This is a genomic window from Corynebacterium lactis RW2-5 (genome assembly GCF_001274895.1).
GTDB classification, from domain to species: domain Bacteria; phylum Actinomycetota; class Actinomycetes; order Mycobacteriales; family Mycobacteriaceae; genus Corynebacterium; species Corynebacterium lactis.
In genome coordinates this window covers 2,214,801-2,241,188 of the sequence record NZ_CP006841.1, presented here as the reverse complement: position 1 = coordinate 2,241,188, position 26,388 = coordinate 2,214,801, and the positions used below count along the sequence as shown (strand labels likewise).

Genomic DNA, 26,388 nt, shown 5'->3' with positions numbered 1-26,388 from the left:
ACCTCACAGGGCGAGCGTGTAGTAAACCCGAATTTCATGGGGCGTTCCGGGTGTGATTTTCGAAGCGGAAGCCATTTATTGCTGTACGTACTTGTAGAGAAACCTGGTTATTTCCTAAGATTATGTGACAGATGCCTTAATGCAGGTGTACCCGTTCGGAGGGTACTATCTACTTTGTATGGATATTCAACCCCGAACGGGTCACCGTCCGGGCACCGTTGAATCGGCTTTTAGGTAAAGCCTGACACTCTTGACGCAGGAGGATGCTAGATGGACCCCCACCGCATTCTGGATGATGCTGAAGTTATCAAGTCATCCCTGGTGGCTCTGAAGAATGCGACTGGAATTCCGGTCACACTGTACGCAGAGGTCACCGACAGTGGGAAGATGCAGATCAGCCACTGGGTTGGGCTGCGCACGCCAGCCCTGCAGAACCTCACTATCGAGTCGGGCGCCGGCGTCGGTGGGCGCGTCCTAGCAACTCGCCGCCCGGTCGGTGTCAGTGACTACCTCCGCGCGAAAGTCATCACTCACGAGTATGACGACAAGATTCGCGACGAAGGTCTGCATTCCCTCGTCGCAGTCCCAGTTATTGTTTCTCGCCTGGTCCGCGGCGTTCTCTACGGCGGCGTTCACTCCTCGGTCCGACTCGGGGATAAGGTCCTCGAAGAGGTCACCATGACCGCGCGCTGCCTCGAGCAGGATCTCGCCGTGGTCGATGCCTGCCGAAACATGGACCGCACCGGCGGCGGCAAGGGCGGCCGCATTATGAACGGCGCCGAGTGGGAGCAGGTCCGCTCCACTCACTCGAAGCTGCGCATGCTCGCCAACCGCGTCGACGATGAAAAGCTCCGCCAGGAGCTCGAGGTGCTGTGTGATCAGATGGTCACTCCGGTCCGCGTGAAGCAGACCACGAAGCTCTCCGCCCGCGAGCTCGACGTGCTCGCTTGTGTCGCCCTCGGCCACACCAACGTCGAGGCTGCAGAGGAGATGGGCATCGGCGCCGAGACCGTCAAGTCCTACCTCCGCTCCGTTATGCGCAAGCTCGGTGCGCACACCCGCTACGAGGCCGTCAACGCCGCTCGCCGCATCGGCGCGCTGCCGTGATTTTCGCTTGCCGACGCCCGCTCGGGCCCGCCCGGAAAACGTCGTCGGCAAGCAGAGTGGGGGATTGGTGCTTAGGGCGAGCCTAAGAGGCGTCGGGCTTTTTGTGAGCTCGGCGCTTTTTCGCGTTCAGGACGGCTTCGCGCTCTGCGGTGCGCTGGCCTCCTGGAACCCACTTCACATCGTTTCCTTCATTGGCGACGCGCGAGAGAATGAACAGCAGATCCGAGAGCCGATTCAAGTATTTGGCCGGCAGTACCGAGGTGTTCGAGGGGAACTCGCGCACGGCTGTCCAGGCAGAGCGCTCCGCGCGACGGGTAATCACGCGAGCGGTGTGCAGCATCGCTGCGGCGGGGGCGCCTCCCGGGAGAATGAACGAGTCGAGTTTCGGTAGGTGCTCGTTGAATTCATCGCACCAGGTCTCTAGCTGCTCGATGTACTCGGGCTCGATGCGTAGTGGGGGATATTTCGGATTCTCCTCGACAGGGGTGGCAAGGTCTGCGCCGGCATCAAAGAGGTCGTTTTGAATATGGCGTAAAACTACTGAGACATCGTCGGTAAGCGTGCCGAGCGAGAGAGCCTGGCCTATTGCGGCGTTAGCTTCCTCGCAGTTGGCGTAGGCGACAAGTCGCGGATCGTCCTTGGCGACTCTGCTGAAATCGGACAATCCTGTAGTTCCGTCGTCGCCGGTACGGGTGTAAATGCGGGTCAGGTGAACGCTCATGACTCCAAGCGTAGGCGCGGTATGCCGAAATATGGTTTTCTGGGGGAGTGGGAAATGAACGATTTCTGGTCAAAGGTGGAGCAACCCTCCGCGGTCATGTGCGGGTAGCGGGTGCCAAGAACTCGGTTTTGAAGCTGATGGGCGCGGCGCTTCTTGCGCAGGGGACAACAGTGTTGAATAACTGCCCCGAGATTGATGATGTTCCGCTGATGCAGAAGGTTCTTGAGGGGCTTGGGTGCACGGTTGACCGGCAGGGCTCTCGAATCGCTATTACTGTGCCGGAGAACTTGTCTCATCACGCTGATTTCGATGCGGTTCGGCAGTTCCGTGCTTCGGTTTGCGTACTTGGGCCGCTGACGGCGAGGACTCGCAACGCGATTGTTGCACTTCCCGGAGGCGATGCAATTGGTTCGCGTCCGCTCGATATGCATCAGTCGGGCCTGGAAAAGCTCGGTGCGAAAACCTACATCCACCACGGATGCGTTGTAGCAGAGGCGGAGCGTTTGCGCGGTGCGAACATCAAGCTCGACTTCCCCTCGGTGGGCGCCACAGAGAATATTCTCACGGCCGCAGTTCTCGCGGAGGGGGAGACGGTTCTGGATAACGCTGCCCGTGAGCCCGAGATTGTCGACCTGTGCAACATGCTCGTTGAGATGGGCGCCAAAATCGAAGGTGCAGGCTCGAATACGATTACGGTACAAGGAGTCGAGCGCCTACATCCGACCGAACACGAAGTTGTCGGCGACCGTATCATCGCTGGAACCTGGGCTTATGCTGCAGCAATGACTCGCGGCGATGTAACCGTCAGCGGCATCAATCCGAAGTATTTGCACCTAGCGCTGGAGAAGCTGAAGAATGCCGGCGCTGTGGTTGAGACGTATCCGCAGGGGTTCCGGGTAAGTATGCAGGGGCGAGCTCACGCAGTGAATTACCAGACCCTGCCGTACCCGGGCTTTCCGACAGATATGCAACCGATGGCAATCGCCTTGGCTGCCGTCAGCGAGGGCACGTCCGTGCTAACGGAAAATGTTTTTGAATCCCGGTTCCGTTTTGTCGATGAGATGATTAGGTTGGGTACGGATGCCACAATCGACGGCCATCACGTCATGATTAGGGGTAAAGAACGACTTAGCTCGGCCCCGGTTTGGTCCTCCGATATCCGAGCCGGCGCGGGCCTTGTGCTTGCAGGACTTTGCGCGGAGGCTGGAGACGTAACTGAAGTCCACGATGTCTATCACATCGATCGTGGCTATCCGGGGTTTGTGGAGACTCTCAATGAACTCGGAGCCGAAGTGGAGCGCGTTGGTAATCGCTGAGTTTTACCGGTGATACTTTCCAACGAGTTCTAACGGGCCACTTGTTGCGCATGCTAGCCAGCCGGGAAAGTGCTCGATATGGGAGTGGCTGAACTGCGCCCGTAATCTGCTGTGAGCAATTTTTCTTGATGGAACATCTCCAGAGCATTTGCAATCCCTAGTTTGAAACCTCTTGAAGGTCTTTGTACTGGGGTTTTGTGTTTGTTAGTGGGGTGTGTGTAATGTATTCGGAGTCAGCGCGGCGGATCGTGGTTTTCGCGATCGGTGCTGGTGGGAATGGTTTTATAGTTCTCTTTGTCATTGTTCGTAAATTTTAGGTTTCGCGGATTTGACTTAATTGTGAACTGTTTGATACTGTTCTTATTCGCTGCTTGAGGGCGGGCTAGGTTCTTCTGGTTTGTTTTTGAGCGGTTGTGTTGTTTGAGAACTCAATAGTGTGCCGATGTACTTACTTTTTATTTTTTGGTGATGATCATCGTGTGCTTTTTGGTGCGCTGCGTTGTTGGTGGGGTGCCTCCGGGCCTGTTGTGGGTTCGTGAGTGCTTCTGCTGATGGTGGTTGTGCTGATGGTAGGCGTTGGTTGTTTACTGTTGGTGTTTGATCATTGTTTAGTGGTTGAATAACTGTTTTTGGTGTCATCGTAGTTTTTTCCTCGTCGGTTGATGCGGTGATGCTGTTTTTTCTAGATCATTTTTGCCAGAGGTCATCATGGTGCTGCGCGTTTGTGTGTGGTGGTGTGGTGGTTTTTGTTTGTTCTAGTTTTTTGTCAGGTTTTTGGGCCTTTTGTTTTCTTCTTATTTGAAGGTTTTTATGGAGGGTTTGATCCTGGCTCAGGACGAACGCTGGCGGCGTGCTTAACACATGCAAGTCGAACGGTAAGGCCACCGCTTGCGGTGGTACACGAGTGGCGAACGGGTGAGTAACACGTGGGTGACCTGCCCTGCACTTCGGGATAAGCCTGGGAAACTGGGTCTAATACCGGATAGGACCACATTCTAGGGGTGTGGTGGAAAGTTTTTTCGGTGTGGGATGGGCCCGCGGCCTATCAGCTTGTTGGTGGGGTAATGGCCTACCAAGGCGTCGACGGGTAGCCGGCCTGAGAGGGTGGACGGCCACATTGGGACTGAGACACGGCCCAGACTCCTACGGGAGGCAGCAGTGGGGAATATTGCACAATGGGCGAAAGCCTGATGCAGCGACGCCGCGTGGGGGATGACGGCCTTCGGGTTGTAAACTCCTTTCACCATCGACGAAGGGTTTCTGACGGTAGATGGAGAAGAAGCACCGGCTAACTACGTGCCAGCAGCCGCGGTAATACGTAGGGTGCGAGCGTTGTCCGGAATTACTGGGCGTAAAGAGCTCGTAGGTGGTTTGTCGCGTCGTCTGTGAAATTCCGGGGCTTAACTCCGGGCGTGCAGGCGATACGGGCATAACTTGAGTACTGTAGGGGAGACTGGAATTCCTGGTGTAGCGGTGAAATGCGCAGATATCAGGAGGAACACCGGTGGCGAAGGCGGGTCTCTGGGCAGTAACTGACGCTGAGGAGCGAAAGCATGGGGAGCGAACAGGATTAGATACCCTGGTAGTCCATGCCGTAAACGGTGGGCGCTAGGTGTGGGTTTCCTTCCACGGGATCCGTGCCGTAGCTAACGCATTAAGCGCCCCGCCTGGGGAGTACGGCCGCAAGGCTAAAACTCAAAGGAATTGACGGGGGCCCGCACAAGCGGCGGAGCATGTGGATTAATTCGATGCAACGCGAAGAACCTTACCTGGGCTTGACATATACAGGATCGCCGCAGAGATGTGGTTTCCCTTGTGGCTTGTATACAGGTGGTGCATGGTTGTCGTCAGCTCGTGTCGTGAGATGTTGGGTTAAGTCCCGCAACGAGCGCAACCCTTGTCTTATGTTGCCAGCACGTTGTGGTGGGGACTCGTAAGAGACTGCCGGGGTCAACTCGGAGGAAGGTGGGGATGACGTCAAATCATCATGCCCCTTATGTCCAGGGCTTCACACATGCTACAATGGTCGGTACAGTGGGTTGCGAGCCTGTGAGGGTGAGCTAATCCCTTAAAGCCGGTCTCAGTTCGGATCGGGGTCTGCAACTCGACCCCGTGAAGTCGGAGTCGCTAGTAATCGCAGATCAGCAATGCTGCGGTGAATACGTTCCCGGGCCTTGTACACACCGCCCGTCACGTCATGAAAGTCGGTAACACCCGAAGCCAGTGGCCTAACTTTTGAGGGAGCTGTCGAAGGTGGGATTGGCGATTGGGACGAAGTCGTAACAAGGTAGCCGTACCGGAAGGTGCGGCTGGATCACCTCCTTTCTAAGGAGTTTATTTTTCTCTAGTCATTTTTCGCATCGTGTTGGTGTGGGTGGCTGTTTTTTGTTTTTGAGGGTGGATACATCCTGCTGCAGGGCACCAAGGTTGGTGTTCTGGCGTGGTTGGTGATTGTCATCGTGTAAGAAGTGTGTGTGTTGGTGCGCTGTTGGGTGTCTGGGATGACACTGTGTGCATGCTGCTGCTGTTGTTGTGGTGGTGTGTGGGTTTGTCCCGTGTGGCTATGCTGGCCCTGCTGAGTGGTTTTGTCTTGGTGGTGGTTGGTGTGGGTGTTGTGTGAGAACTGGATAGTGGACGCGAGCATCTTGTTTTTCTGTAAGTTCGAGTAAAACAGTTTTTTGATTGTTTGATTTGTTCTTAGTTATTTGTGTTGTGTTGTAAGGGCGCATGGTGGATGCCTTGGCATAGTAGGCCGATGAAGGACGTGAGAGGCTGCGATAGGCCTCGGGGAGCTGCCAACTGAGCGTTGATCCGAGGGTGTCCGAATGGGGAAACCTGGCCGTTGTTATGGGCGGTCGCTGCCAGATGAATTCATAGTCTGGTTGGTGGTTACGCGGGGAAGTGAAACATCTCAGTACCCGTAGGAAGAGAAAACAATTGTGATTCCGTTAGTAGTGGCGAACGAACGTGGATGAGGCTAAACCGCGTCACGTGTGATACCTGGCAGGGGTTGCGTGTGTGGTGTTGTGGGGATGCAATGTGTGGGGTCTGCCAGCCTTGCGCCGCGTTATCAGGGGATAGTTGAAGTGGATTGGAATGTCCTGCCGTAGACGGTGAGAGCCCGGTAGATGAAATCTTTCTGGTGTGTGGTTGTTGTGTTTCCCGAGTAGCAGCGGGCTCGTGGAATCTGCTGTGAATCTGCCGGGACCACCCGGTAAGCCTAAATACCTGCTATGACCGATAGTGGATAGTACCGTGAGGGAATGGTGAAAAGTACCCCGGGAGGGGAGTGAAATAGTACCTGAAACCATGTGCTTACAATCCGTCAGAGCCTTTTTTTGGGGTGATGGCGTGCCTTTTGAAGAATGAGCCTGCGAGTCAGCGGCATGTCGCGAGGTTAACCCGTGTTGTGGGGTAGTCGTAGCGAAAGCGAATACTAACTAGTGTGTTTTTTAGTGGCATGTCCTGGACCCGAAGCGGGGTGATCTACCCATGGCCAGTGTGAAGCAGAGGTAAGACTCTGTGGAGGCGCGAACCCACTTAGGTTGAAAACTGAGGGGATGAGCTGTGGGTAGGGGTGAAAGGCCAATCAAACTCCGTGATAGCTGGTTCTCCCCGAAATGCATTTAGGTGCAGCGTCGTGTGTTTCCTCCTGGAGGTAGAGCTACTGGTTGGTTTAGCGGGACTATCATCTTAGCGACATCAGCCAAACTCCGAATGCTGGGTAGGTCAGAGCGCGGCAGTGAGACTGCGGGGGATAAGCTTCGTAGTCGAGAGGGAAACAGCCCAGATCGCCGGCTAAGGCCCCTAAGGGTGTGCTAAGTGGAAAAGGATGTGGGATCGCGAAGACAACCAGGAGGTTGGCTTAGAAGCAGCCATCCTTGAAAGAGTGCGTAATAGCTCACTGGTCGAGTGGTTCTGCGCCGACAATGTAGTGGGGCTCAAGTACACCGCCGAAGCCGCGGCAATCAACGTTTTGTTGGTTGGGTAGGGGAGCGTCGCGTAGTTGCTGTGAAGCGTGCGGGTAACCGTCATGTGGAGTGTGCGCGAGTGAGAATGCAGGCATGAGTAGCGAATGAGGAGTGGAAAACTCCTCCGCCGAATGACTAAGGGTTCCTGGGCCAGGTTAATCCTCCCAGGGTGAGTCGGGACCTAAGGCGAGGCCGACAGGCGTAGTCGATGGACAACGGGTTGATATTCCCGTACCCGTTTTTTCGCGCCCATGGTGAATCAGTGATACTAACCCACCTGATCATGCGCTGTTACCTTCCTTCGGGTTGGTTGGTGTGTGTGATGCTGGGGACCTGATCTGGTAGTAGCCAAGTGATGGGGTGACGCAGGAAGGTAGCCGTGCCACGTGATGGTTGTCGTGGTGTAAGCGTGTGGCCCGTGGGATAGGTAAATCCGTTCCACATGATGGGTGAGGCGTGATGCGTACCCGGTTTGCGGGGAAGTTGGTGATCCTATGCTGTCGAGAAAAGCCTCTAGCGATGTGAATTGACGGCCCGTACCCTAAACCGACACAGGTGGTCAGGTAGAGAATACTAAGGCGATCGGGATAACTGTGGTTAAGGAACTCGGCAAAATGCCCCCGTAACTTCGGGAGAAGGGGGGCCACTGCTGGTGAACGACGTAGTAGAGCTGGTGGTGGCCGCAGAGAATAGAGGGAAGCGACTGTTTACTAAAAACACAGGTCCGTGCGAAGACGATAAGTCGATGTATACGGACTGACGCCTGCCCGGTGCTGGAAGGTTAAGAGGACCTGTTAGATACTTTTGGTGTCGAAGCGGAGAATTTAAGCCCCAGTAAACGGCGGTGGTAACTATAACCATCCTAAGGTAGCGAAATTCCTTGTCGGGTAAGTTCCGACCTGCACGAATGGCGTAACGACTTCCCTGCTGTCTCAACCACAGACCCGGCGAAATTGCAGTACGAGTAAAGATGCTCGTTACGCGCGGCAGGACGAAAAGACCCCGGGACCTTCACTATAGCTTGGTATTGGTGTTTGGTTCGGTTTGTGTAGGATAGGTGGGAGACTGTGAAGCCGTCACGCCAGTGGTGGTGGAGTCGTTGTTGAAATACCACTCTGATCGTATTGAGCATCTAACCTTGGCCCATGATCTGGGTTGGGGACAGTGCCTGGTGGGTAGTTTAACTGGGGCGGTTGCCTCCCAAAGAGTAACGGAGGCGCCCAAAGGTTCCCTCAGCCTGGTTGGCAATCAGGTGTTGAGTGTAAGTGCACAAGGGAGCTTGACTGTGAGACTGACAGGTCGAGCAGGTAGGAAACTAGGGACTAGTGATCCGGCACCGGCTTGTGGAAGCGGTGTCGCTCAACGGATAAAAGGTACCCCGGGGATAACAGGCTGATCTTCCCCAAGAGTCCATATCGACGGGATGGTTTGGCACCTCGATGTCGGCTCGTCGCATCCTGGGGCTGGAGTAGGTCCCAAGGGTTGGGCTGTTCGCCCATTAAAGCGGCACGCGAGCTGGGTTTAGAACGTCGTGAGACAGTTCGGTCTCTATCCGCCGCGCGCGTAGAAACTTGAGGAAGGCTGTCCCTAGTACGAGAGGACCGGGATGGACGTACCTCTGGTGTGCCAGTTGTCCCGCCTGGGGCATGGCTGGTTGGCTACGTACGGAAGGGATAACCGCTGAAAGCATCTAAGCGGGAAGCCTGTTCCAAGATTAGGTTTCTTTTGAGGCCCCCTAGAGATGATGGGGTTGATAGGCCGGATCTGGAAGCACAGTAATGTGTGGAGGTGACCGGTACTAATTGGCCGAACGTCAACACAAAAAATGTTGGTGAATTCAAGAGTTTTGCTCGCGTCTATTGTTCAGTGTCTGGCATGACACCGCCTACCCAGTGTTTGTGGTGGGGGTTGGCCAGTTGTTTGTCGGTGGTGTTAGCGGTGGGGTCACGCCCGGTCCCATTCCGAACCCGGAAGCTAAGTCCACCTGCGCCGATGGTACTGCACTCGGGAGGGTGTGGGAGAGTAGGTCGCTGCCGGCATTGTTTTTGTTTGGTGGGGAGGGTTACTGACCGTGTGGTTGGTGGCCCTCCCCACCCTTTTTTCATACCCAATTTCCATGCCGACTTTTACGGTTGTGGCAAACTTGTTGGCATGCCTAATCAAATGCCAAATTCTGATATCGTCAATATTCCTTCGGAGGAAACGACTGGAGACGATGGCTTCACTCCGGTAACGACAGACGAAGGTAAGCTTCAGCAGCTTATCGAATGGCTGGAAGAGCATGTGCCCGCCTATTCGTATACGACTGTCATGTCGCCGATGCAGGGTAGCCCTGAAGAAATCCAATCACTTAGGGAATCGGTAAACGACCGGGGTGCTCGTGTCCCTGATGCTATTATTCACGGTTCGATGATGGTATTGGGTGCGGCTGTAAACCATTCTTCGCCCTATCTTGCGTACGCCTCGGGATCTGTGGATTTCGAAGATATTGAAGTGGGCAACGTGCCGGTTCGGGTGTTTACGCCGAACAATCCTACGGGCGCCGTAGTCGTCGCGGCGCACGGCGGTGGATTCTGGATGGGAAACGGTGCTTTGCGGGACAATGCCTTTGCACCCAATATGGCAGCTCTCGCGGCCCGTTCGGGCGCCATTGTCCTTGATGTCGATTACCGGCTGGCCCCCGAGTACCCTGTTTCTGCATCCTCGGATGATGTCGCAGTGGTGAGCACTGCGGCCGCGTCTGGAGCATTGGGGCTCAGTGCGAAAGGGGCCCGCCCGATTAATGCAGACAACCCACTGGTGCTATACGGGGTGTCCTCGGGCGGTCATACCGTGGTAAGGGCTTCCTCCAAGATTGGCAATGACACTGCAGTGGCGCTCTTACTCGTTGCGCCGGCCCTTGATTTACGGGGCGCTCCTGCGGCCTGGCTTGAGAAATACTTCGGCACTTCGGATGACCAAAGTGAGGAGGTGTCGCCGGGTCTATACGCTCCTCAAACGCCGCTCCGTGTTCACGTTCAGTCGGCGACTAAAGATACTGTCGTAAGGCCTGCTACGGAGTATTTGTCGAAGGTTCGTGAGGTGGGAGGCGTAACTTCTAATTCGAAGTTCTTGGCTACCCACCAGGTAGCAGTCCCGACCGTGCAACGGCAGCAAATTACTGATGCTGCGCGTTTCATCCTGGAAGTGACTAATACGGAGCGGGATCTGCCGGGAGACCCTGCCGGCGAATACGACAAGGAGGCGATCGACCGGGAGAACGAGGCGAGCTGGGGCGCTCGTCCGGAATAAAAGGGTGCTATAGGAGAAGCAGGTCGCGCTTTGTCGCGCGGACATCATCCACTCGTTTGATATTTGATTCGAGTAGCGTCCAATCGTCGTGAGCAATCTGACGGGAAGCTTTCGCAATCACGCTCTTATCCCTCGTCGCCCACGCAATTGGCACCGGAGTGACCTCGTCGTAGAATTCCGTGCCGCTCTTGTGCGCACCGGCTACTGCAATCGCTGGGATGCGCGCGCCCACTCGACGCGGTACTCCGGAAACTGTGGTTACCGTGCGTAGAGCAAGGGCTCGCTTCGGCTTTCCAACAGTGAAATCCCTCCGAATATCGACCAAGGTCATCAGAACCATTGTCCGCTCGTTAACTTCGGCGACGACAGCCGGGACCAGCGGCGAAGAGTCGTAGAGCTCCTGTGGTGGCTTTATGCTTCGCCGCACCTGGAAGGTCACTCCGATGTAGAGAATCGCTATCGCTAGTACGACCATTGCTCCGCCGAGTACTAACGGAGTTCGGTCCAGAAAAAGGATCATTAACGCGGCGCCAATGATTAACAGCGCAGAAAAGATACCCGAGGATACGATGAGCCGGCGGGCATCACGGTAGTACTCGTTATTTGCCTTGGTGTGGGCGATGTCGACAGGGAAGTGGAAGCTCATGGAATCCTCAAATTGCTATTTGTCAGTCGGTCCGGTTGCGTCGCCAGGAAGGGAAGGGCCTAGGTATTCGTCGGCGTCCACAATCCTGTACGCGTAGCCCTGCTCGGCGAGAAAACGCTGCCTGTGCGCCGCGTACTCAGTGTCAAGGGTATCGCGGGTCACCACGGAGTAGAACACTGCGCCGCCTCCGTCAGCTTTCGGGCGCAGTAGCCGGCCAAGTCGCTGTGCCTCTTCCTGCCGGGACCCGAAGGTTCCCGAAACCTGTACCGCGACGGATGCCTCCGGAAGGTCGATGGAGAAGTTCGCAACTTTGGATACAACTAATGTTGTCAGCTCGCCTCGGCGGAATTGGCCGAACAGCTCCTCTCGCTTCGCATTAGAAGTCTTGCCGTCGACGACGGGTGCGCCGAGTTGCTCTCCGAGTTCTTCCAGCTGGTCCAGGTACGCTCCGATAACTAGCGCCGGTTCGCCGTCGTGAAGCGAAAGGATCTGCTTTACGACGGGGATCTTGGTTGGAGTCGTTGCGGCGAGCCTGTAGCGGTCCGCTGCCTCTGCGGTGGCGTAGACCATGCGTTCGGCTTCTGTGGGGGTGACGCGGACTTCTACGCAGTCGGCGGGGGCGATCCAGCCCTGGGCCTCGATGTCTTTCCATGGCGCGTCATAGCGCTTCGGACCAATCAGGCTGAAGACGTCTCCTTCTCGGCCATCCTCGCGGACGAGAGTGGCGGTCAGGCCCAGGCGCCTGCGAGACTGCAGGTCGGCGCTCATGCGGAAAACCGGGGCGGGTAGGAGATGGACCTCGTCGTAGATGATGAGACCCCAGTCGCGGGAGTCGAACAGCTCGAGAGCTCGGTACTCACCCTTAGTCTTGCGGGTGACGACCTGGTAGGTGGCGATAGTGACGGGGCGGATTTCCTTCTTCTCACCGGAGTACTCGCCGATTTCATCTTCGGTAAGCGAGGTACGTTTGAGCAGCTCGTCTCGCCACTGGCGGCCGGCAACGGTGTTAGTGACCAGGATTAGAGTCGTGCGCTGCGCGTCCACCATAGCCGCGGCACCGACGATGGTTTTTCCTGCGCCACAGGGCAGGACTACAACTCCCGAACCTCCCTCGCGGAAGGAATCGGCGGCCATGCGCTGGTAGTCGCGCAGCTGCCAGGATCCGTCCGGTGCAGGGTCTGCAGAGGGAGCCTGCCCCACCCAGGAAATCGGATGAGCTTCACCGTCGATATAGCCGGCGGTGTCGTTGGCAGGCCACCCGACCTTCAGCAGTTCCTGCTTCACACGACCGCGCTCCGAGGGGTGCACGGTCCAGGTGTCGGCATCAATTTTCTCGCCCAGCATCGGGCGAATCTTCTTGTGCTTCGTGACCTCGGCGAGGACCGCCGGATCGTGGGAGACAAGGATTAGCCCGTGGGCCGGGTGTTTCGTAAGGCTCAGTCGGCCGTAGCGATCCATGGTCTCTGCGACGTCAATAAGCAGAGGCTGAGGCACGGGGAACTTTGAGTAACGCTCCAGGACATCGACAACTTGCTCGGCATCGTGTCCGGCTGCGCGCGCATTCCACAGGGCCAAGGGCGTAATACGGTAAGTGTGCACGTGCTCAGGTGCGCGCTCCAGCTCAGCAAAGGGGGCAAGCGCAGCGCGGGCGGCGTCCGCCTCGGGATTGTCCACCTCAAGCAGGACCGTCTTGTCCGATTGCACAATTAGAGGACCAGTGCCGAAACCCATGCTCTTTTACGCCTCACTTATGTTGCTGATTACCGGGGCGACTCTGCGTCACCGGCGAAAATGCCTAAAGTTCAATTCTGCCACGCGAAACGAACTCATGTGCAGAGTAGAGTTTTGCTCGGTCTAGCCTGCTAGGTGCACCTCGGTGATTCTGTGCAGGAGAAAGCGCAATACCTGGCCGGAAGCAGGATCGATAGCATCTACCTGCCCGCCGGATACGGTAACGGGGCGAACTCGACGTCGGCCGGACTGCCCATTGCGGTCCACATAGGAAATCGTGATGTCCTGACCTGAGCGACTGGCGCGTTTTAACAGGTTGTATGCTGCGGTGCCGGACGCGGGATCATCGTCGATATCAATGCCAGTGCCACGGCCAGCTACAGTTTTCGCCTCTGCGCGGTCGCCTGCGCGCATAGTCTCGATTACCTGGTTAATCCACTCTGTCCCCGAGCCATGCTGGGACTTCGTCGGTGACAGAGCAGGAGCGGGAGCCTGAATACGGCTGGGCTGCGAGGACAAGTCGAGCACAAGACCATTTGCGTCTTCTGCGATGATGGAGAATCCGCCTTCCCGCGCAGCATCGACGACTCTGGAAAGCGGGGCTTGGCTTATCACGACGGTATCGGCAATTTTGCGAAGACCGAGTTGCTCAGCCAGGGAATTGCTGAGTAGAGATGCAATAAGAGCCGGGTCATCGGAACGGATGAAGGATGCCGCGGGGCCACCCCTTAGCTTGCCGTGGCGGCGGGCGACGTCGTCAAGCAAATATTGGATAGACTGCGGCACCTCGCCGAGGGCGAAACGGTTGATGAAGTCGATGATCTCGCGGGCGTCAAAGCCGGAGTCTAGGGCGGAGCTCAAAGAGTGCTCGGTGATGCGGTACACGCTGGCGAGCCCCGGAGATTCGAGGACAGCAATCTCGGAGAGTAACTTCTCCATCTCGGGGGAGGCGGGGCCGGGAACGACGACGGTGTTATCAGCCTGGACCATGAAGTAGGAAGCGTTGGGCGGAAGCATTTCGGCAAGCACTCCGCGAAGGGACTCGACCGCTGAGTCCGCGTCGGAGGCGGTTGCAGAGTGAACTTTCCAAAAGGCACAGCCGGCACGAGTGAGCCCCACGCGAATGCGGCCCGAGGGGTCTGCTTCACGGACGGCGAGCCCCAGGGCGCAGAGCTGATTGATGACGCCAACGAGATACTCGTCGCTGGTCCGTGCGTTGGCTATAGGGAACCGCGCTGCGGCGACGGCGCGCAGGTCGGCGAGCGCTAGTACATCGCCATTTTTGAGTTGCGGCGTGGTGCTCGCAGTCGCCTCGCTGCAGCACCGAAAAACCATTTCTCTGATAGCTGGAACTGCGGGGCCGTGGGAATGTGCCGACAGCAGGGCGATGCGCTTGCCCTCGGGGCTGAGCTCATCGACGCGCCAGGGGGCAGCGTCGGAATTTCGATTGCCCAGGGCTAGACACACCCACCGGTCAACCAGGCTCGCCTCTAGGAATCCGTCGGCCTCGAGTGTGGGCGCAAAATAATCGCCGCCGTTGTCGTTTGCCGGAAGGGGGTGTGGAGTACCGACATGAACGAAGCCGGCCGCGGACGCAAAAGCCACTGTCGCAGAGACCTCGGGGACATCCAACCCCAGAGACTCACAGAGAACTCGGGTCTCTCGCACTCCGACTGTGCCGTCCTTCAGCGTGGTCGCAGGATGCGACCCCAGCTGCTTGAGCAAATCAGCCACGTGGCGGAGGGTCTCCCACGCAGCAGCGGACCCGCGGTCGTCACCCCCGGCGATGACAATAGTTTCTGGGGCTGTGGGGCGAAGCGGTACGTTTTCGTCGTGGAGCCGTGCTCCTCGCATAAGGGCGCGGACTGTTGCGGGCAGCCTGACGGTGCGTCCATCAACGCGGTCCAGCAACCCGGCGTTGATTAAGGCTGGGATGGGCAAGCTTGGGTCGGCATCTGGTGCGGCATCCTTTGAAGAGCCAAGCCCACCCGACTCAGCAAGAGTGTCCAGTAGGCGTTGCTGCTTTGGAGTCACGATAGCGAGCGCGGCCTTTAAGTCCGAAATACTCGGCCGCGACGCACTGGGCAAGAAATGCCATCCAGGCGGAATAGTCGACGCGGCCTCATCGATTAGGCAGAAGTAGTCTTCCCAGTCCAATGGGGTCTTCCGGTTCGACTTGCCGACGAATCTTCCGTGCGGTCCGGCCCCGTTTCCCCACACGAGACCATGGCTGCATAGCAAATCCAGGGCTTCGCGGATTTGAGTGGAAGTGGGGCGCAAGGACTCGGATACTCCAGCCTCGGCAAGGGACGAGTTAATCCCGGAGATGAGTGCCGAGGCCGACACTGGGGCCAAGTCCGCCCCGAGGTCCGCTGCCACTTCGATGCACGCCAGGGGAAGGAGCGCCAATTTCGGCAGTACGCGAGAGACAGAGGCTCGCAGCTGTAGCCTGGCTGCCAAGACCTGGGTCGTTTTTGCAGGTGGCGACACTACGTCTGGCCGGTGAGCAAGAATTTCAGCGATAAGGTCGACAGGTTGAGTGCTCAGCCACTCGGAAAAAGGGGCGAAGGGGGTGGAACTAGTCATGACAATCCCCACTTTAGTGAGATTTAAGGTGACTAGACAGGATTTTTTTGGGATAATCTCAGCATGGCTAACGTTGCAAAGAAGAACTCCTACGTCGATCCGGGCTGGCCGAAGGACCTCGAGCCGGGTCGCCACGCTGTTACTGAGCTTATTGCTCACCACGCTGGTGCAGATTCGCCGTTCGGTGATACGCAGTTCCCTGTAGACCCGGAGACTCTGGGCTACGTTCACCCGACCACGGTTATCAACAAGAACGTCTAGTTTTAGAGCACTCAAAGACCGAAATCCCCAGTGGTGGCTGCCTGTTTTCAGGTGATGCCTGCCACTGGGGATTAGTCTTGCGTTCGGAAATTATAGAAGGGTGGGGCTTTCAGGTTTTCAAGGGCGGAAATGACAAAACCCGCCGATCGTCGCATCCATCAGCATTTGTGGGATACAACCCTCAGCGGGCTAGTCGGACTTTAGCGTGGCTCTTTATAGACCCGGAACGAATCCGCGGACCTGGCCAATCAGTGCCTGAGCGTCAGACAGGGAGTTGACGTTCTGCAGGTTGGAAGCGAACTCCTGGACGGCTTCCGGGGTCAGGTTCGGCAGTGCCGGTGCGCCCTGCTCGGTAGCGGCGGAACGGGTAGCGGTGCCGGCAACAGCGCCACCGCCGCTGCTCGGGTGCGCGCGCTCGGTCGGAGCAGAAGACAGGCCGAGGGATGCGGAGCAAGCCGGCCATGCGCCCCAACCCTGCTGGGCCAGAACCTTCTCGGCGACGTAGATCTGCTGCTCGCGGGAAGCCTGATCAGCGGTCGGTGCGAACTCGCCGCCACCGAAGCCGTTCCAGGTGCTGGCGCTGAACTGCAGGCCACCGTAGAAGCCGTTGCCGGTGTTGATGTGCCAGTTGCCGCCGGACTCGCACTGTGCGAGGCGGTCCCAGTCGGAGTCGGGAGCGGCAGAGGCGGTCGGTGCGAATGCTGCGGCGCCTGCGCCGAGGATTGCGCCGGCGAGGGCGACCTTCGCCGAGGTGGACACAAAAGTGTTGGTCTTAGCTGCGTGGCGTGCCATAGGAAAATTTCCTTTTCGTCGATTTTCTTTGTCGGCGCCAGTGGGGCTATTTCCCCATCTCACTCTGTGGAAAGAATCTTCGCGCATATTTGTTAACGGAACTTCGTCGCCGCATGGGAGCGAGATGAAGGCGGTCATGCGACTCGGTTCGTTAAGCGCGTCGATATGCAACCGTAGCGGTTGGTAACGAAATAGTCACGCTGTTTTTGCAAAATCGTGTCGCCAAGAGTGGTGGAAAAGTTAGCGAGATTCCGGCTAAATGCCTGTATATGGCACTAAAAGTGGACAGTGTGATTTATGTGAAAATATAAAAATGTGACCAAGGTCACGTTATCAAGTCGTTATTTTGGTGGTGTCGTTCAGGCGAAACTGCGATGAATAACGTTGATGGATTTTTAAAATGCGGTTTGAATTCGGACCTAGTACAGTGCCGGTGTCCCGCGCCATTCGTCCTCCTATCGATAGATAGCGTAGAATGGAGTTCTTTAGGCACGCATGCAGTGCGAGTGAAAAATTCTCCCCGAGGTGCGGACTTGATGGGGCTGACAGGGAAGCCTCTTGGCGCTTTGATACTGAGCCAGCGACACCGGTCAGCACAACACGGGGGTGTGAAAGGTTTGGTGAACACGGTGCCAATTGGCAAGGTCAGGTGGTACAACAAGGACCGTGGATTCGGCTTTGTCTCGAATCCTGACGGTGAAGACGTCTATGTCGGAAAGGATGTCCTGCCCGAAGGCGTAGAGGAGCTCGCCACGGGGCAGCGCCTGGAATATGACTACGCCGATGGGCGCCCGGGGCCGCAGGCCCTGCGAATTAAGGTTCTCTCCGAAGCGCCCCGTGTTCGTGGCGGGCGTCGTCAAGCGAAGAAGCACAAGCCCAACGAGCTAAACGGAATGATTTCGGACATGATTACGATGCTCGAGGAGACCGTCCAGCGCGACCTGGGGCAGGGGCGCTACCCGGATCGCAAGCACGGGCATCAGGTGGCAGAGGTGCTCCGCGCCGTTGCCCGCGAGCTCGACTCTTAAAGATTTAAGAATGGTCGTTGACGATCGACCAGGTAATGCCGTAGGTGGTTTCTTCACCTGCGGCATTCTTGCCTACTAGGGCAGTGGAAACCTCGACGACACCAAGCGGGGTGCGCTCGCCGTTGACGGCAGCGGAACCGGCGATGGTTTCGGTGGTGGCCTCGCCCGGAGACTTCTTAGTGCTGGAATTGACCGACTCATCGGCGAAGAAACGCTGCACCGCCCAGGCATTCGATCCCACGGTAGATCCCACGTTCAGCTCAGCGGTCTCTTCCGGGGGCAGCTGGATGTGCTGCGAATTCGACTCGATCGCAGTGCAGGAGTCCTTCTCAAATAGATCGCAGATGCGGTAAGGATGGACCTTCTCGGTCTTGCCGCCGTGCGTAATCTCGATGGTTAGCGCGCGCGGATCTTCGATGGCCTGGCTGGACCACTTTGTAACCGCGAGAACCAGGCCAGTGACCACAAGTCCGACTGCGACGATAATCGCGACGACCATAATTGCTCGGCTGCGCTGCTTGAAACGGCGCTGCTTCGAACTCATCTGCTACTCACTTCCCGCGTGTCCACCACGCGAATACGGCTAAGGCGCTGTCCTACAAAGACTAATGCTTTTCCCGCTTGTCGACGCCATCGCCCACGTTGACGCGATAAGCATACGGCCATTTCTTCCCGGTGAGCAGGAAGTCCCGGGAGCCATCGGCCTCGGTAGAACTGCCGGGGATGAGGCCGATGCCGTTGAGGACGTCGAGGCTGCTGCGTTCTTCGTCGGTTACTCGCTGGGCAAGATCGCGCAGGAGCAGCTCGGCATCGACGATTCCGGTGACTTCGCCGGAAGAGGCATCGATTCGATAGATGTAAGGGCTCTGCCATACGTTGGCCCAGACCTCGCGTCCCCGGCCCGTGTCTACACACTCGAGCTCATTGAGCCAAGTGGTGTCCTCTCCCGCAGCTCGGACCGGAACCTGGTGCTCGGGGGCGAAGGACTTGGGGTTGCGGAAGGTGAGGGTGCCGCTGCCGTCGGAAGTGACGACAGTGTCCTGGAACGAACAGGCTCCCCAGCCTTCGGTTTCCAACGGGACCTCTCGGCGCTGCTCCAGGCTCGCGGCATCCCGCTCAATGGCCTTGCCTTCCTTCCAGGTCAGCTGCCACAGCCGGTCGTCATGGCGGGTAATTCCTTCGCCGAACAGCTCCGGGGCGAGGTCGTGAACTTCGGTTGGCGGCGCAGCGGGATCGTTAATCCAGTCGCGCAAGCGGTATACCTTCGATTCGCCGTACAAGCCGGTTCCGATTAAAAGGGATCCGTCCTCTTCGAACTCGACTCCCTGCACGAAGGGAGCCCCCGACGGGCTGCTGAAGGGCAGCGTGTCGATGATAGTCACCGGCAATGTTGGTGCTTTGCCCAGACCAGGCAAGGTAACCCCCGGTGCCGGAAACTTCGGAGGCGTAGAGGTCGCGGCAGACTCGTCGTCAAGCGTGGCGGAGGGAGATTCAGCGGAGGGAGCGGAGGAGTCTGGCGAAGAGCACGCGGCGAGGGCGGCCGAGAGAGTCAGCGCGCACAGCGCGGCAAGGACTCCCGAGGGAAACTTCTTCATACGTTCACTCTAGGATAGAACCGTGACTGATAATCGACGACGATCTCGCACCAGCCACCGACGGGGAAAAGTGCTGAACCAGCAGGCGGTGGAAATTGCCCGCAGCGCTATCGATGAACTGGGGGAGGGGCCCGCTGGCGAGCACGTGGGTGTCAACGTGGTGGGCAACGGCGTCGCGCTACACCGATTTGCCGCGAATCTACCGGGATACCGTGGTTGGGAATGGAACGTGGTCATCGCTTGCGCGCCGGGCTCGCAGCATGCGACGGTCAGCGAGGTCGCCCTGGTAACAGGGGAGTCTGCGCTGCAAGCTCCGGAATGGGTGCCCTATGAAGAGCGCTTACGCCCAGGGGACCTCGGCCCGCGAGATTTGCTCCCTACATCGATGGACGACCCGAGGCTGGACGGGGAGCAGCTCGAGTCGCGCGTATTGAGTGCGGAGGGAATCCGGGAGACCGACGAGCGTTGGAGAGAAGGCGAGTCCGGGCCCAACAGCGACTTTGCGCGACAGGCCCTTCGCCACTGCTCGACGTGTGCGTTCATGGTGGAGCTCAAGGGAGCGCTGGGCCGAGACTGGGGAGTCTGCGCTAACGAGTGGGCCTTCGACGGCTCCGTAGTGCATCGGGGACACGGCTGTGGCGCCCACTCTGCGACACCGGAAGTAGGAGGCCAGGGAACCCCTGTGTCTGAACCCTACGATGACCAAAGGATTTAGAGCCCGGGGGCAAAGTGTGGCCCCGGAGTCTTCTGTGAATTTTTGCTGAAAGCTCACTGAGAGTGCCATTGTTATATGGGAAGCTTTTTGTTGTCAGCACCTGCGCACAAACACCCGCGCAGGTGCTGTAGTTGTTTTCGCTTCCTGGAATCGTCGCCTCTAACTGCAGCGTCGACCGAAAGCGCCCACCCGGCAGTTACCCGGGGACGGCGGTGGTCGTCGTAGCGGCTGCGCTTCGGTTTCTTGGCTAAAAACCTCCGCGTAACCGCGGAACCATATTTCCTTTTTAGAGAGGCGTTTAACCGATGGACAAAGCCACGTCCGACTCTCAGGCCCCGGCGGCCCGCAAGGGCACACCAAAATCCGGCCGGGAGCTCTCCGCAATCGATCGCTATTTCAAGATCACTGAACGCGGATCCACCTCGCTGACCGAAGTTCGCGCAGGCGTCGTGACCTTCTTCGCCATGGCCTACATCATCCTGCTTAACCCGCTGATTCTCGGCAACATCGAGGATCTGAACGGGCGCAGCCTGGGCATGCCACAGGTTGCAGCGGTGACAGCGCTGGCCGCTGGCATCATGACGATTGCTTTCGGCATTTTCGCCAAATACCCCTTCGGCATTGCTACCGGCCTGGGCATCAACACCCTGGTGGCTGTGACTTTTGTTGCTAACCAGGGGCTTTCCTGGGAAGAAGCGATGGGCCTGGTCGTGCTCGACGGTGTCGTGATCGTCCTGCTCGCCATCTCCGGGTTCCGCACGGCGGTATTCCACGCGATTCCGGCCCCGATGAAGGCTGCGATGGCCGTGGGTATCGGTCTGTTTATCGCCATGATCGGACTTGTCGACGGAGGTCTGGTCCGCCGCATTCCGGACGCCGCGGGGACAACCGTTCCGGTCCAGCTGGGTATCAACGGGCAGATTGCCTCTTGGCCGACTGCCGTATTCGTGCTCGGCCTGCTGATCTGCGGCATCATGGTCGTCCGCAATATTCCGGGCGGCCTGTTCATCGGCATCGTGATTAACACAATCATCGCACTTGCCGTCGAGGCCCTTACCGGTTCCGGTCCTTCATTTGTAGACGGCAAGCCCGTCCCGACCGGATGGAGCCTCGCCGTTCCGACTCTGCCCGAGAGCATCGGTGGTCTTCCTGACCTGTCCCTGGTAGGTGCTGTTGACCTGTTCGGCTCCTTCGCCCGCGTTGGCGTCCTCGGCGCCACGATGCTTCTGTTCACCCTTGTTCTGGCGAACTTCTTCGACGCTATGGGAACGATGAACGGCCTTGGTAAGCAGGCTGGACTGGCAGATGAGGACGGTGTGCTCCCCGACATGAAGCGCGCCCTGGTCGTTGAAGGCGCCGGCGCGATTGTCGGTGGCGCGTTCAGCTCGTCTTCCAACACTGTCTACGTGGACTCCGCAGCCGGTATCGCCGACGGTGCACGCACCGGCCTGGCGAATATCGTCACCGGTGTCCTGTTCCTGCTGGCAATGTTCTTCACCCCGCTGTACGAAATCGTCCCAATCGAGGCCGCCGCTCCGGTTCTGGTAATCGTCGGTGCGATGATGATGGGCCAGGTCTCGGAGATTGATTTCACTCGCTTCGATATTGCTCTGCCGGCATTCCTCACCATCGTCGCTATGCCGTACACCTACTCGATTGCCAACGGCATCGGCATTGGTTTCATCTCCTACGCCGCGCTTGCGATTTTCGCAGGTAACGCGAAGAAGGTCCATCCGCTGCTGTGGGTCGTTGCCGGACTGTTCGTAATCTATTTCTCGGCAGATCCGTTGGCCGCGCTTCTCGGCGGCTAGCTGATTTTCTCGTCCTCGCGCCTGCCTCTCGCGAATAGAGCGGCGCGGAACCCGCATTGAGGCGGCTATCGCGAAGGCGACTAGATTGGGTTTCGATGAATGCCTTCTCCGAAACTGACAATCTCGCCAACATCGTCGAAATTGACGATGCCTCCGATAGCCGCCTCGACGATATCCGCAACTTGAATAAGTCGGACTCGCGCCCCGATCTGCCGGGAGGCAAGGGGCTTGTAATCGCCGAGGGCAACCTCATCGTGCCACGGCTGGTCCGCTCTAGGTTTCCTCTCCGCGCCATTTTCGGCACGCCCTCGAAACTCGCTGTGCTTGCCGACGCCCTTTCCACCGAAGAAGCGAAAATCGCGGCGACAGTACCTTGGTACAGTCTGAGCCGCGAAATCATGGCTGAGGCCGCTGGTTTCGATCTCCACCGTGGACTGTTGGCCAGCGCCGACCGGGCTCCGGAGCTGTCCCCGGCCGAGGTATATCGAGGCGCTAAAACCTTGGCGCTGTTGGAAGGAGTGGGCGACCATGAAAATATCGGAGCCCTGTTTCGCAACGCGGCCGGGATGGGCGTGGACGGTGTCCTCTTCGGTGCGGCGTGCGCTGATCCTCTGTACCGACGTAGCGTACGCGTTTCTATGGGGCACGTACTAACGGTTCCATTTGCAACCCTGGAAGGTACGACCACAACCTGGCAGCGCAGCCTGCAGGAGCTGAAGGACGAGGGCTTCCGCACCGTCTCCATGACTCCGTCGGGAACCGTCAACCTGTGGGATGCGATGGATACGGAGAAGGTCGCGATTCTCGTTGGCGCGGAAGGGTCGGGGCTCACCGAACACGCGATGGCGGCAACCGACGTCCGCGCGCGAATCCCTATGTCAGCAGGAACCGATAGCCTCAACGTTGCCACCTCCGCGGCTATCGCATTCTACGAGAGGCTGAGGGCAATCGCCGGCTGAAGCTGCTGCGTAGCGAGCAATCGCATCCGCAATTCCGCTATCGGCGCAGTTTCTTCCTTGCTGCCGATACTAGCCGACTAGTCAGGCGCTTGGCCCGATTGCCAATGCGAGTCAGCTGGTCGCGGAGCTCATCACTCGACTCGGCTTGGTGCTCCTCGTAGTCGTCATATGCCCTAGTCTCCGGCTCCGCTTCCTTCTCTGCGGAAACAGCGGCCCGCTTCGCTGGGGGTACGGTACTCGAAGACGGCGCGACCCGACGGCCGTCGACTGCGAAGGCACTCACGGGGATGTCGGTATCGGGGTTTTTCGGGTCGAAACCGAGCCATGTGGCAATCGCGGCGTCGGCAAGCTCGGAGGGGAGGAAGGGCAGGCCGACGCCCTCGCGTGGTCCCTTGTTTGGCTCCACGGCGGGGCGGAACTTCCCTGACCAGTACTCGCCCTCGACCGAAATAGGCAGGCCGGTGTCCTCCAGAGTGCGGTACCGAGTTGCAGAATATGCGCGCTTCAGCTCACCCTGGTGCCAGTGCGCGAAGGCTCCAAAACCAGTCGAAGCATCCGAAACGCTGGCGTAGATATCCGACGCGGCAATCTCAGCGAGAAGCTTTCGCGGAAGTGCGGAGAGCTTGGAGACATCCGCTAGCTCAGTCTGAACCACCGCAACTCCCTCGACCCCACCGATATAGAACTCGCCGGAGCCACTTTCGGCCGACCGATTCAGTGGGAAGTCACCGATAGGGGTTATGGGCAGAGTGGAATCGTAGAGGGCGAGAAACTTTCTGCCGAAGCCGCGGCCATGCGGCGGCGAGGACATCAGGGCTTTGGCTGGGGCCTCGGCACTGACGTACCAAATCGTTACAACGCCACGGCGGGATACACCCGATTCAAAATCGGGTGAAGAACCGCTCAGAGGGGCATTCATCGGCTAAATGTCTCCTACCTCGTGCGCCTACTTCTTTGGCCCATTAGGGCGAACGCCGAGGAGCACGTCCTCCCACGACGGCATGACGGTCTTCTTCTTCCGCTTCGGGTGGGAATCGGCCTCCGGGTGCTGGAGGAAATCGTCATCTTCGGCGTCATCGTCGGTGGCGGGCGTCGATGCAGCGCGGTTTAGCTGCCAAGCAGGCGGCATGGAGTCCTGTGCAGACGGTGCTGTGTGAGACTCGTGCGCAGGGGCCTTCTCGAGTTCAGTCTCAGCCTGCTGGGGAGCCAGGTCTCGGTTGCGACGGGAGAAATCGGGATCAATCAGTTCCGCGGCGAGGCTATTGCGCGCGACAGTTAGCGCGGACATGCCCTCCGCCTGATAGCTCCACTCGGCTACGTTGACCGTATGCCCGGCGTTCCAGGTCACCGTCACAATCCACTGTCCGGTGGGGTCGCGATAGGCATCCCACTCGGAATCGGCCAGATCTAGCCCTCGGGCGGCAAAAGCGGTCGCCAGAATCTCCCAGAGGGAAAGCTTGGTCGGGCCGTCTTGGCGGCGCGGACGCGAACGCTTGCCGAGCTCCGCAATGCGTGCGCGCTCCGCCATTACCGGGTACGCGAAAGATTCAATCTTGCGCGGTTGCATGCCGCTGTACTCAATCAACTCTTCGACCGTTTGGCCCCCACGGATCCGATCCTGAATCTCGCGGGGCGACAACACCACGCGGGGCTCCTCAAATGCGGGTTTAGCCTGAGCGTCCGCAGGAGAGGAGTGGAGTTCGGAGGAGGAGGAGTCCTTCGATTCAGCTTCTCGGCGTTCCTCGGTGGGCGAGATGTCCTGTTCGTTGGCGCTGTTTGGTTGATCCGTGAGGGCCCCGGAATCCTCAGGAGCTGGTGCATCCGAGGTTGTGAAGCCGAAATGCTCAGCGAGGAACCCTTTCAGTTCGTCGCTAAGCGGGAGCGCGAAGCAATCGTCGGAGGTGGGAGTCCCCTCGGTTGCGGCCTCTCCTGCGGTGGCGGGGGAGTCAGTAGTCTGAGTGGGGACGAGGGTGAGTGCATCGGTCACGTCGCCATTCAGAATGGGCTTCAGCTCCCTCATGCGAAAACCTCCTTGCGGTCGACGGTTAGACATAGTCAGTTTCTATCGTAAACGACAAAACCCCCGCACCACGTACATTCGGGCATTGCCGGGCTGCGTGGCGCGGGGGTTTGTCGAGTTTTCCTAAGCAGTGCCGGTGCGCTGCGGGTTACTTGGTGGCGTAACCGTTGTCCAAGACCCAGTCGATAGCTCCGGTCAGCTTCTGGATGTCCTCTGCATCGATGGCCGGGAACATGCCGATGCGCAGCTGGTTACGCCCCAGCTTACGGTACGGCTCGATATCGAGAATGCCGTTGGCGCGAAGTACCTTGGCGATCTGTGCGGCATCGATGTTATCCGCGAAGTCAATCGTTCCAACAACCAGGGAGCGCTTCTCCGGGTCGGTGACGAACGGAGTGGTCTCCGGACGGTTCTCCGCCCAGTTGTACAGGTGGGCGGACGATGCCGTGGTACGGGCAACCATGCCGTCGAGTCCGCCGTTGTCGTTCATCCACTTAACCTGGTCCGCCAACATCAGCAGCGTGCCGACGGCGGGGGTGTTGTAGGTCTGGTTCTTGCGGGAGTTGTCGACTGCAGTCTGCAGGTTCAAAAACGCCGGGATGAAACGGTCCGAGGAGTTGATCTTCTCAATCCGCTCGATTGCGGCGGGAGACATTGCGGCCAGCCAGATACCGCCGTCGGAAGCGAAGCACTTCTGCGGGGAGAAGTAGTAGACGTCAGCCTGAGACATGTCGACAGGGAGGCCACCCGCGCCGGAGGTCGCGTCGATAGCGACGAGCTGCCCCTCGGAACCAGCCGGACGCGTAATCGGAACCATGGTGCCGGTGGAGGTCTCGTTATGAGCCCAGCCGATGAGGTCTACGCCTTCCTCTCCAGCGACAACATTGGGAGCGGAGCCCGGCTCTGCCTCGATGACCTGGGGCGCCTCGAGCCAAGGGGCCTGCTTGGAAGCCTTAGCGAACTTGGAGGAGAACTCTCCGTAGGTCAGGTGAGCCGACTTCGTCTCGATGAGGCCGAACGTAGCGGCATCCCAGAAGGCAGTAGCGCCACCGAGAGAAAGGACAATCTCATAGCCCTCCGGGAGGGTGAACAGATCAGACAGTCCTTCACGAACCTCTCCCACAACATTCTTTACTGCCGGCTGGCGGTGGGAGGTGCCCATGATGGAAACGCCGCCGTCAACAATTGCCTGGAGCTGGGCCGGGCGGACCTTGGACGGGCCGCATCCAAAGCGGCCATCGGCGGGGTGGAACTGTTCGGGAAGGACGGGGAACTGATCGCTCATGTGAGGCGGAACCTTTCGAAATGAAGCTCGAATTAAAGCTGTTGCTAGAGACTTTAGCTGGGTTCGGGGGTATTTAGAGCAATAGGGGAGATAAGTAGTGCCCCCGTATGTGTACTTTGCATTTCAAAACAGGGTGGAAAGTAAATTTTGCAAATATTGCGAAGGTTTTGCGAGATTGGCGTAGGGCTGGGTTTGTGCGGTGGGTGTGGGTGTCGATCTGTTGTTGCCGGAGGGGGAATGGGGTTGAAAGTGGAACTATTTTTAAATTAGTGATGAATCAGCAAAACACTGGCTTGCGCCGAGCTCTTGATGGTTGCGGGTGGCATGGCTGGGCTTAAAATTGCTGTCAAACCAACCTATTTGGGTTGTTCTTCATTTGCTTTTTCCGGCGTGAATGTAGACAGTAATTACAGCGGCCTGACCGCCTCAAGGGGGTAGGGGGTGTTGCGCTCCTCACACTGTTTGATATTCTGTGCCCTAATCCACTGCACTCGTAACGCAAAGGAATAGCAGTGGCGCCGATGTGAAACAAGCAAACTTTTTCACACGGTAG

The 26,388-nt window shown here is 58.2% G+C and carries 19 protein-coding genes and 3 rRNA genes; 11 read left to right on the top strand and 11 right to left on the bottom strand.

Translation table 11 applies throughout. From position 1 onward, the window contains the following. The first annotated feature begins 270 nt into the window (after positions 1–270). Positions 271–1,107: an acetate metabolism transcriptional regulator RamA gene (ramA, locus tag CLAC_RS09885; RefSeq protein ID WP_053412775.1), complete on the top strand. Its 837-nt coding sequence runs from the start codon at positions 271–273 to the stop codon at positions 1,105–1,107. Between the two features lie 82 nt (positions 1,108–1,189). Here the strand turns inward: ramA and CLAC_RS09880 are convergent, their stop codons facing one another. Then, the gene (locus CLAC_RS09880) at positions 1,190–1,828 is read right to left on the bottom strand and encodes a cob(I)yrinic acid a,c-diamide adenosyltransferase (RefSeq protein ID WP_053412774.1); all 639 of its coding nucleotides are present in this window, start codon (positions 1,826–1,828) and stop codon (positions 1,190–1,192) included. Positions 1,829–1,875: 47 nt separating this feature from the next. Here CLAC_RS09880 and murA point away from each other — a divergent pair, with 47 nt between their 5' ends. Further along, positions 1,876–3,144, top strand: a complete 1,269-nt coding sequence (gene murA / locus CLAC_RS09875) for a UDP-N-acetylglucosamine 1-carboxyvinyltransferase (protein ID WP_211255355.1) — start codon at positions 1,876–1,878, stop codon at positions 3,142–3,144. Positions 3,145–3,504: 360 nt separating this feature from the next. Here the strand turns inward: murA and CLAC_RS12720 are convergent, their stop codons facing one another. Then, positions 3,505–3,783: a hypothetical protein gene (locus CLAC_RS12720; protein WP_156324833.1), complete on the bottom strand. Its 279-nt coding sequence runs from the start codon at positions 3,781–3,783 to the stop codon at positions 3,505–3,507. 168 nt (positions 3,784–3,951) lie between these two features. Here CLAC_RS12720 and CLAC_RS09870 point away from each other — a divergent pair. The 4 genes from CLAC_RS09870 (at position 3,952) to CLAC_RS09855 (ending at position 10,406) form a co-directional block, all read left to right on the top strand. After that, positions 3,952–5,469: ribosomal RNA gene (locus CLAC_RS09870) — 16S ribosomal RNA — on the top strand. Between the two features lie 381 nt (positions 5,470–5,850). Then, positions 5,851–8,938: ribosomal RNA gene (locus tag CLAC_RS09865) — 23S ribosomal RNA — on the top strand. A gap of 99 nt (positions 8,939–9,037) precedes the next feature. Further along, a 5S ribosomal RNA gene (rrf, locus tag CLAC_RS09860) occupies positions 9,038–9,154 on the top strand. The 16S, 23S and 5S rRNA genes sit together here, the layout of an rRNA operon. 124 nt (positions 9,155–9,278) lie before the next feature. Next, positions 9,279–10,406, top strand: coding sequence for an alpha/beta hydrolase (locus CLAC_RS09855; protein WP_053412772.1), 1,128 nt, complete (start codon positions 9,279–9,281; stop codon positions 10,404–10,406). Positions 10,407–10,413: 7 nt separating this feature from the next. On the opposite strand, the gene CLAC_RS09850 is transcribed toward CLAC_RS09855, so the two are convergent. The 3 genes from CLAC_RS09850 to CLAC_RS09840 form a co-directional block, all read right to left on the bottom strand. After that, positions 10,414–11,052: a DUF3239 domain-containing protein gene (locus CLAC_RS09850; protein WP_053412771.1), complete on the bottom strand. Its 639-nt coding sequence runs from the start codon at positions 11,050–11,052 to the stop codon at positions 10,414–10,416. Positions 11,053–11,067: 15 nt separating this feature from the next. Then, complete coding sequence (locus CLAC_RS09845) at positions 11,068–12,783, bottom strand: DNA repair helicase XPB (RefSeq protein ID WP_053412770.1); 1,716 nt, start codon at positions 12,781–12,783, stop codon at positions 11,068–11,070. Between the two features lie 123 nt (positions 12,784–12,906). Continuing rightward, positions 12,907–15,369: a helicase-associated domain-containing protein gene (locus tag CLAC_RS09840; protein WP_053412769.1), complete on the bottom strand. Its 2,463-nt coding sequence runs from the start codon at positions 15,367–15,369 to the stop codon at positions 12,907–12,909. 63 nt (positions 15,370–15,432) lie between these two features. Between CLAC_RS09840 and CLAC_RS09835 the strand changes: the two genes are divergently transcribed. Beyond that, positions 15,433–15,630, top strand: a complete 198-nt coding sequence (locus CLAC_RS09835; protein WP_053412768.1) for a hypothetical protein — start codon at positions 15,433–15,435, stop codon at positions 15,628–15,630. 213 nt (positions 15,631–15,843) lie between these two features. Here the strand turns inward: CLAC_RS09835 and CLAC_RS09830 are convergent, their stop codons facing one another. Then, positions 15,844–16,422 carry a transglycosylase family protein gene (locus CLAC_RS09830; RefSeq protein ID WP_082313333.1) on the bottom strand — a complete coding sequence of 193 codons (579 nt, stop codon included), beginning with the start codon at positions 16,420–16,422 and terminating at the stop codon, positions 15,844–15,846. A gap of 629 nt (positions 16,423–17,051) precedes the next feature. Here CLAC_RS09830 and CLAC_RS09825 point away from each other — a divergent pair. Further along, complete coding sequence (locus CLAC_RS09825; RefSeq protein ID WP_053413396.1) at positions 17,052–17,450, top strand: cold-shock protein; 399 nt, start codon at positions 17,052–17,054, stop codon at positions 17,448–17,450. 4 nt (positions 17,451–17,454) lie between these two features. On the opposite strand, the gene CLAC_RS09820 is transcribed toward CLAC_RS09825, so the two are convergent. Continuing rightward, entirely contained in the window at positions 17,455–17,994 is a 540-nt protein-coding gene (locus CLAC_RS09820; protein ID WP_245621859.1) for a DUF2771 family protein, read from the bottom strand. 61 nt (positions 17,995–18,055) lie between these two features. Next, positions 18,056–19,045 carry a glutaminyl-peptide cyclotransferase gene (locus CLAC_RS09815; RefSeq protein ID WP_082313331.1) on the bottom strand — a complete coding sequence of 330 codons (990 nt, stop codon included), beginning with the start codon at positions 19,043–19,045 and terminating at the stop codon, positions 18,056–18,058. 22 nt (positions 19,046–19,067) lie between these two features. On the opposite strand from CLAC_RS09815, the gene CLAC_RS09810 reads away from it, so the two are divergent. From CLAC_RS09810 to CLAC_RS09800, 3 genes are all read left to right on the top strand, one after another. After that, positions 19,068–19,760, top strand: a complete 693-nt coding sequence (locus CLAC_RS09810; RefSeq protein WP_245621858.1) for a DUF3027 domain-containing protein — start codon at positions 19,068–19,070, stop codon at positions 19,758–19,760. Positions 19,761–20,065: 305 nt separating this feature from the next. After that, positions 20,066–21,571, top strand: coding sequence for an NCS2 family permease (locus CLAC_RS09805; protein WP_053412767.1), 1,506 nt, complete (start codon positions 20,066–20,068; stop codon positions 21,569–21,571). A 95-nt stretch (positions 21,572–21,666) separates the two neighbouring features. Beyond that, positions 21,667–22,530 (top strand): TrmH family RNA methyltransferase, encoded by an 864-nt coding sequence (locus CLAC_RS09800; RefSeq protein ID WP_053412766.1) that lies wholly within the window; start codon positions 21,667–21,669, stop codon positions 22,528–22,530. 37 nt (positions 22,531–22,567) lie between these two features. Here the strand turns inward: CLAC_RS09800 and CLAC_RS09795 are convergent, their stop codons facing one another. The 3 genes from CLAC_RS09795 to serC form a co-directional block, all read right to left on the bottom strand. Next, positions 22,568–23,449 carry a DUF6928 family protein gene (locus CLAC_RS09795; RefSeq protein ID WP_053412765.1) on the bottom strand — a complete coding sequence of 294 codons (882 nt, stop codon included), beginning with the start codon at positions 23,447–23,449 and terminating at the stop codon, positions 22,568–22,570. A gap of 27 nt (positions 23,450–23,476) precedes the next feature. Then, the gene (sepH, locus tag CLAC_RS09790; RefSeq protein ID WP_156324832.1) at positions 23,477–24,550 is read right to left on the bottom strand and encodes a septation protein SepH; all 1,074 of its coding nucleotides are present in this window, start codon (positions 24,548–24,550) and stop codon (positions 23,477–23,479) included. A 148-nt stretch (positions 24,551–24,698) separates the two neighbouring features. Continuing rightward, positions 24,699–25,835 (bottom strand): phosphoserine transaminase, encoded by a 1,137-nt coding sequence (gene serC / locus CLAC_RS09785; protein ID WP_053412764.1) that lies wholly within the window; start codon positions 25,833–25,835, stop codon positions 24,699–24,701. Positions 25,836–26,388: the final 553 nt, after the last annotated feature.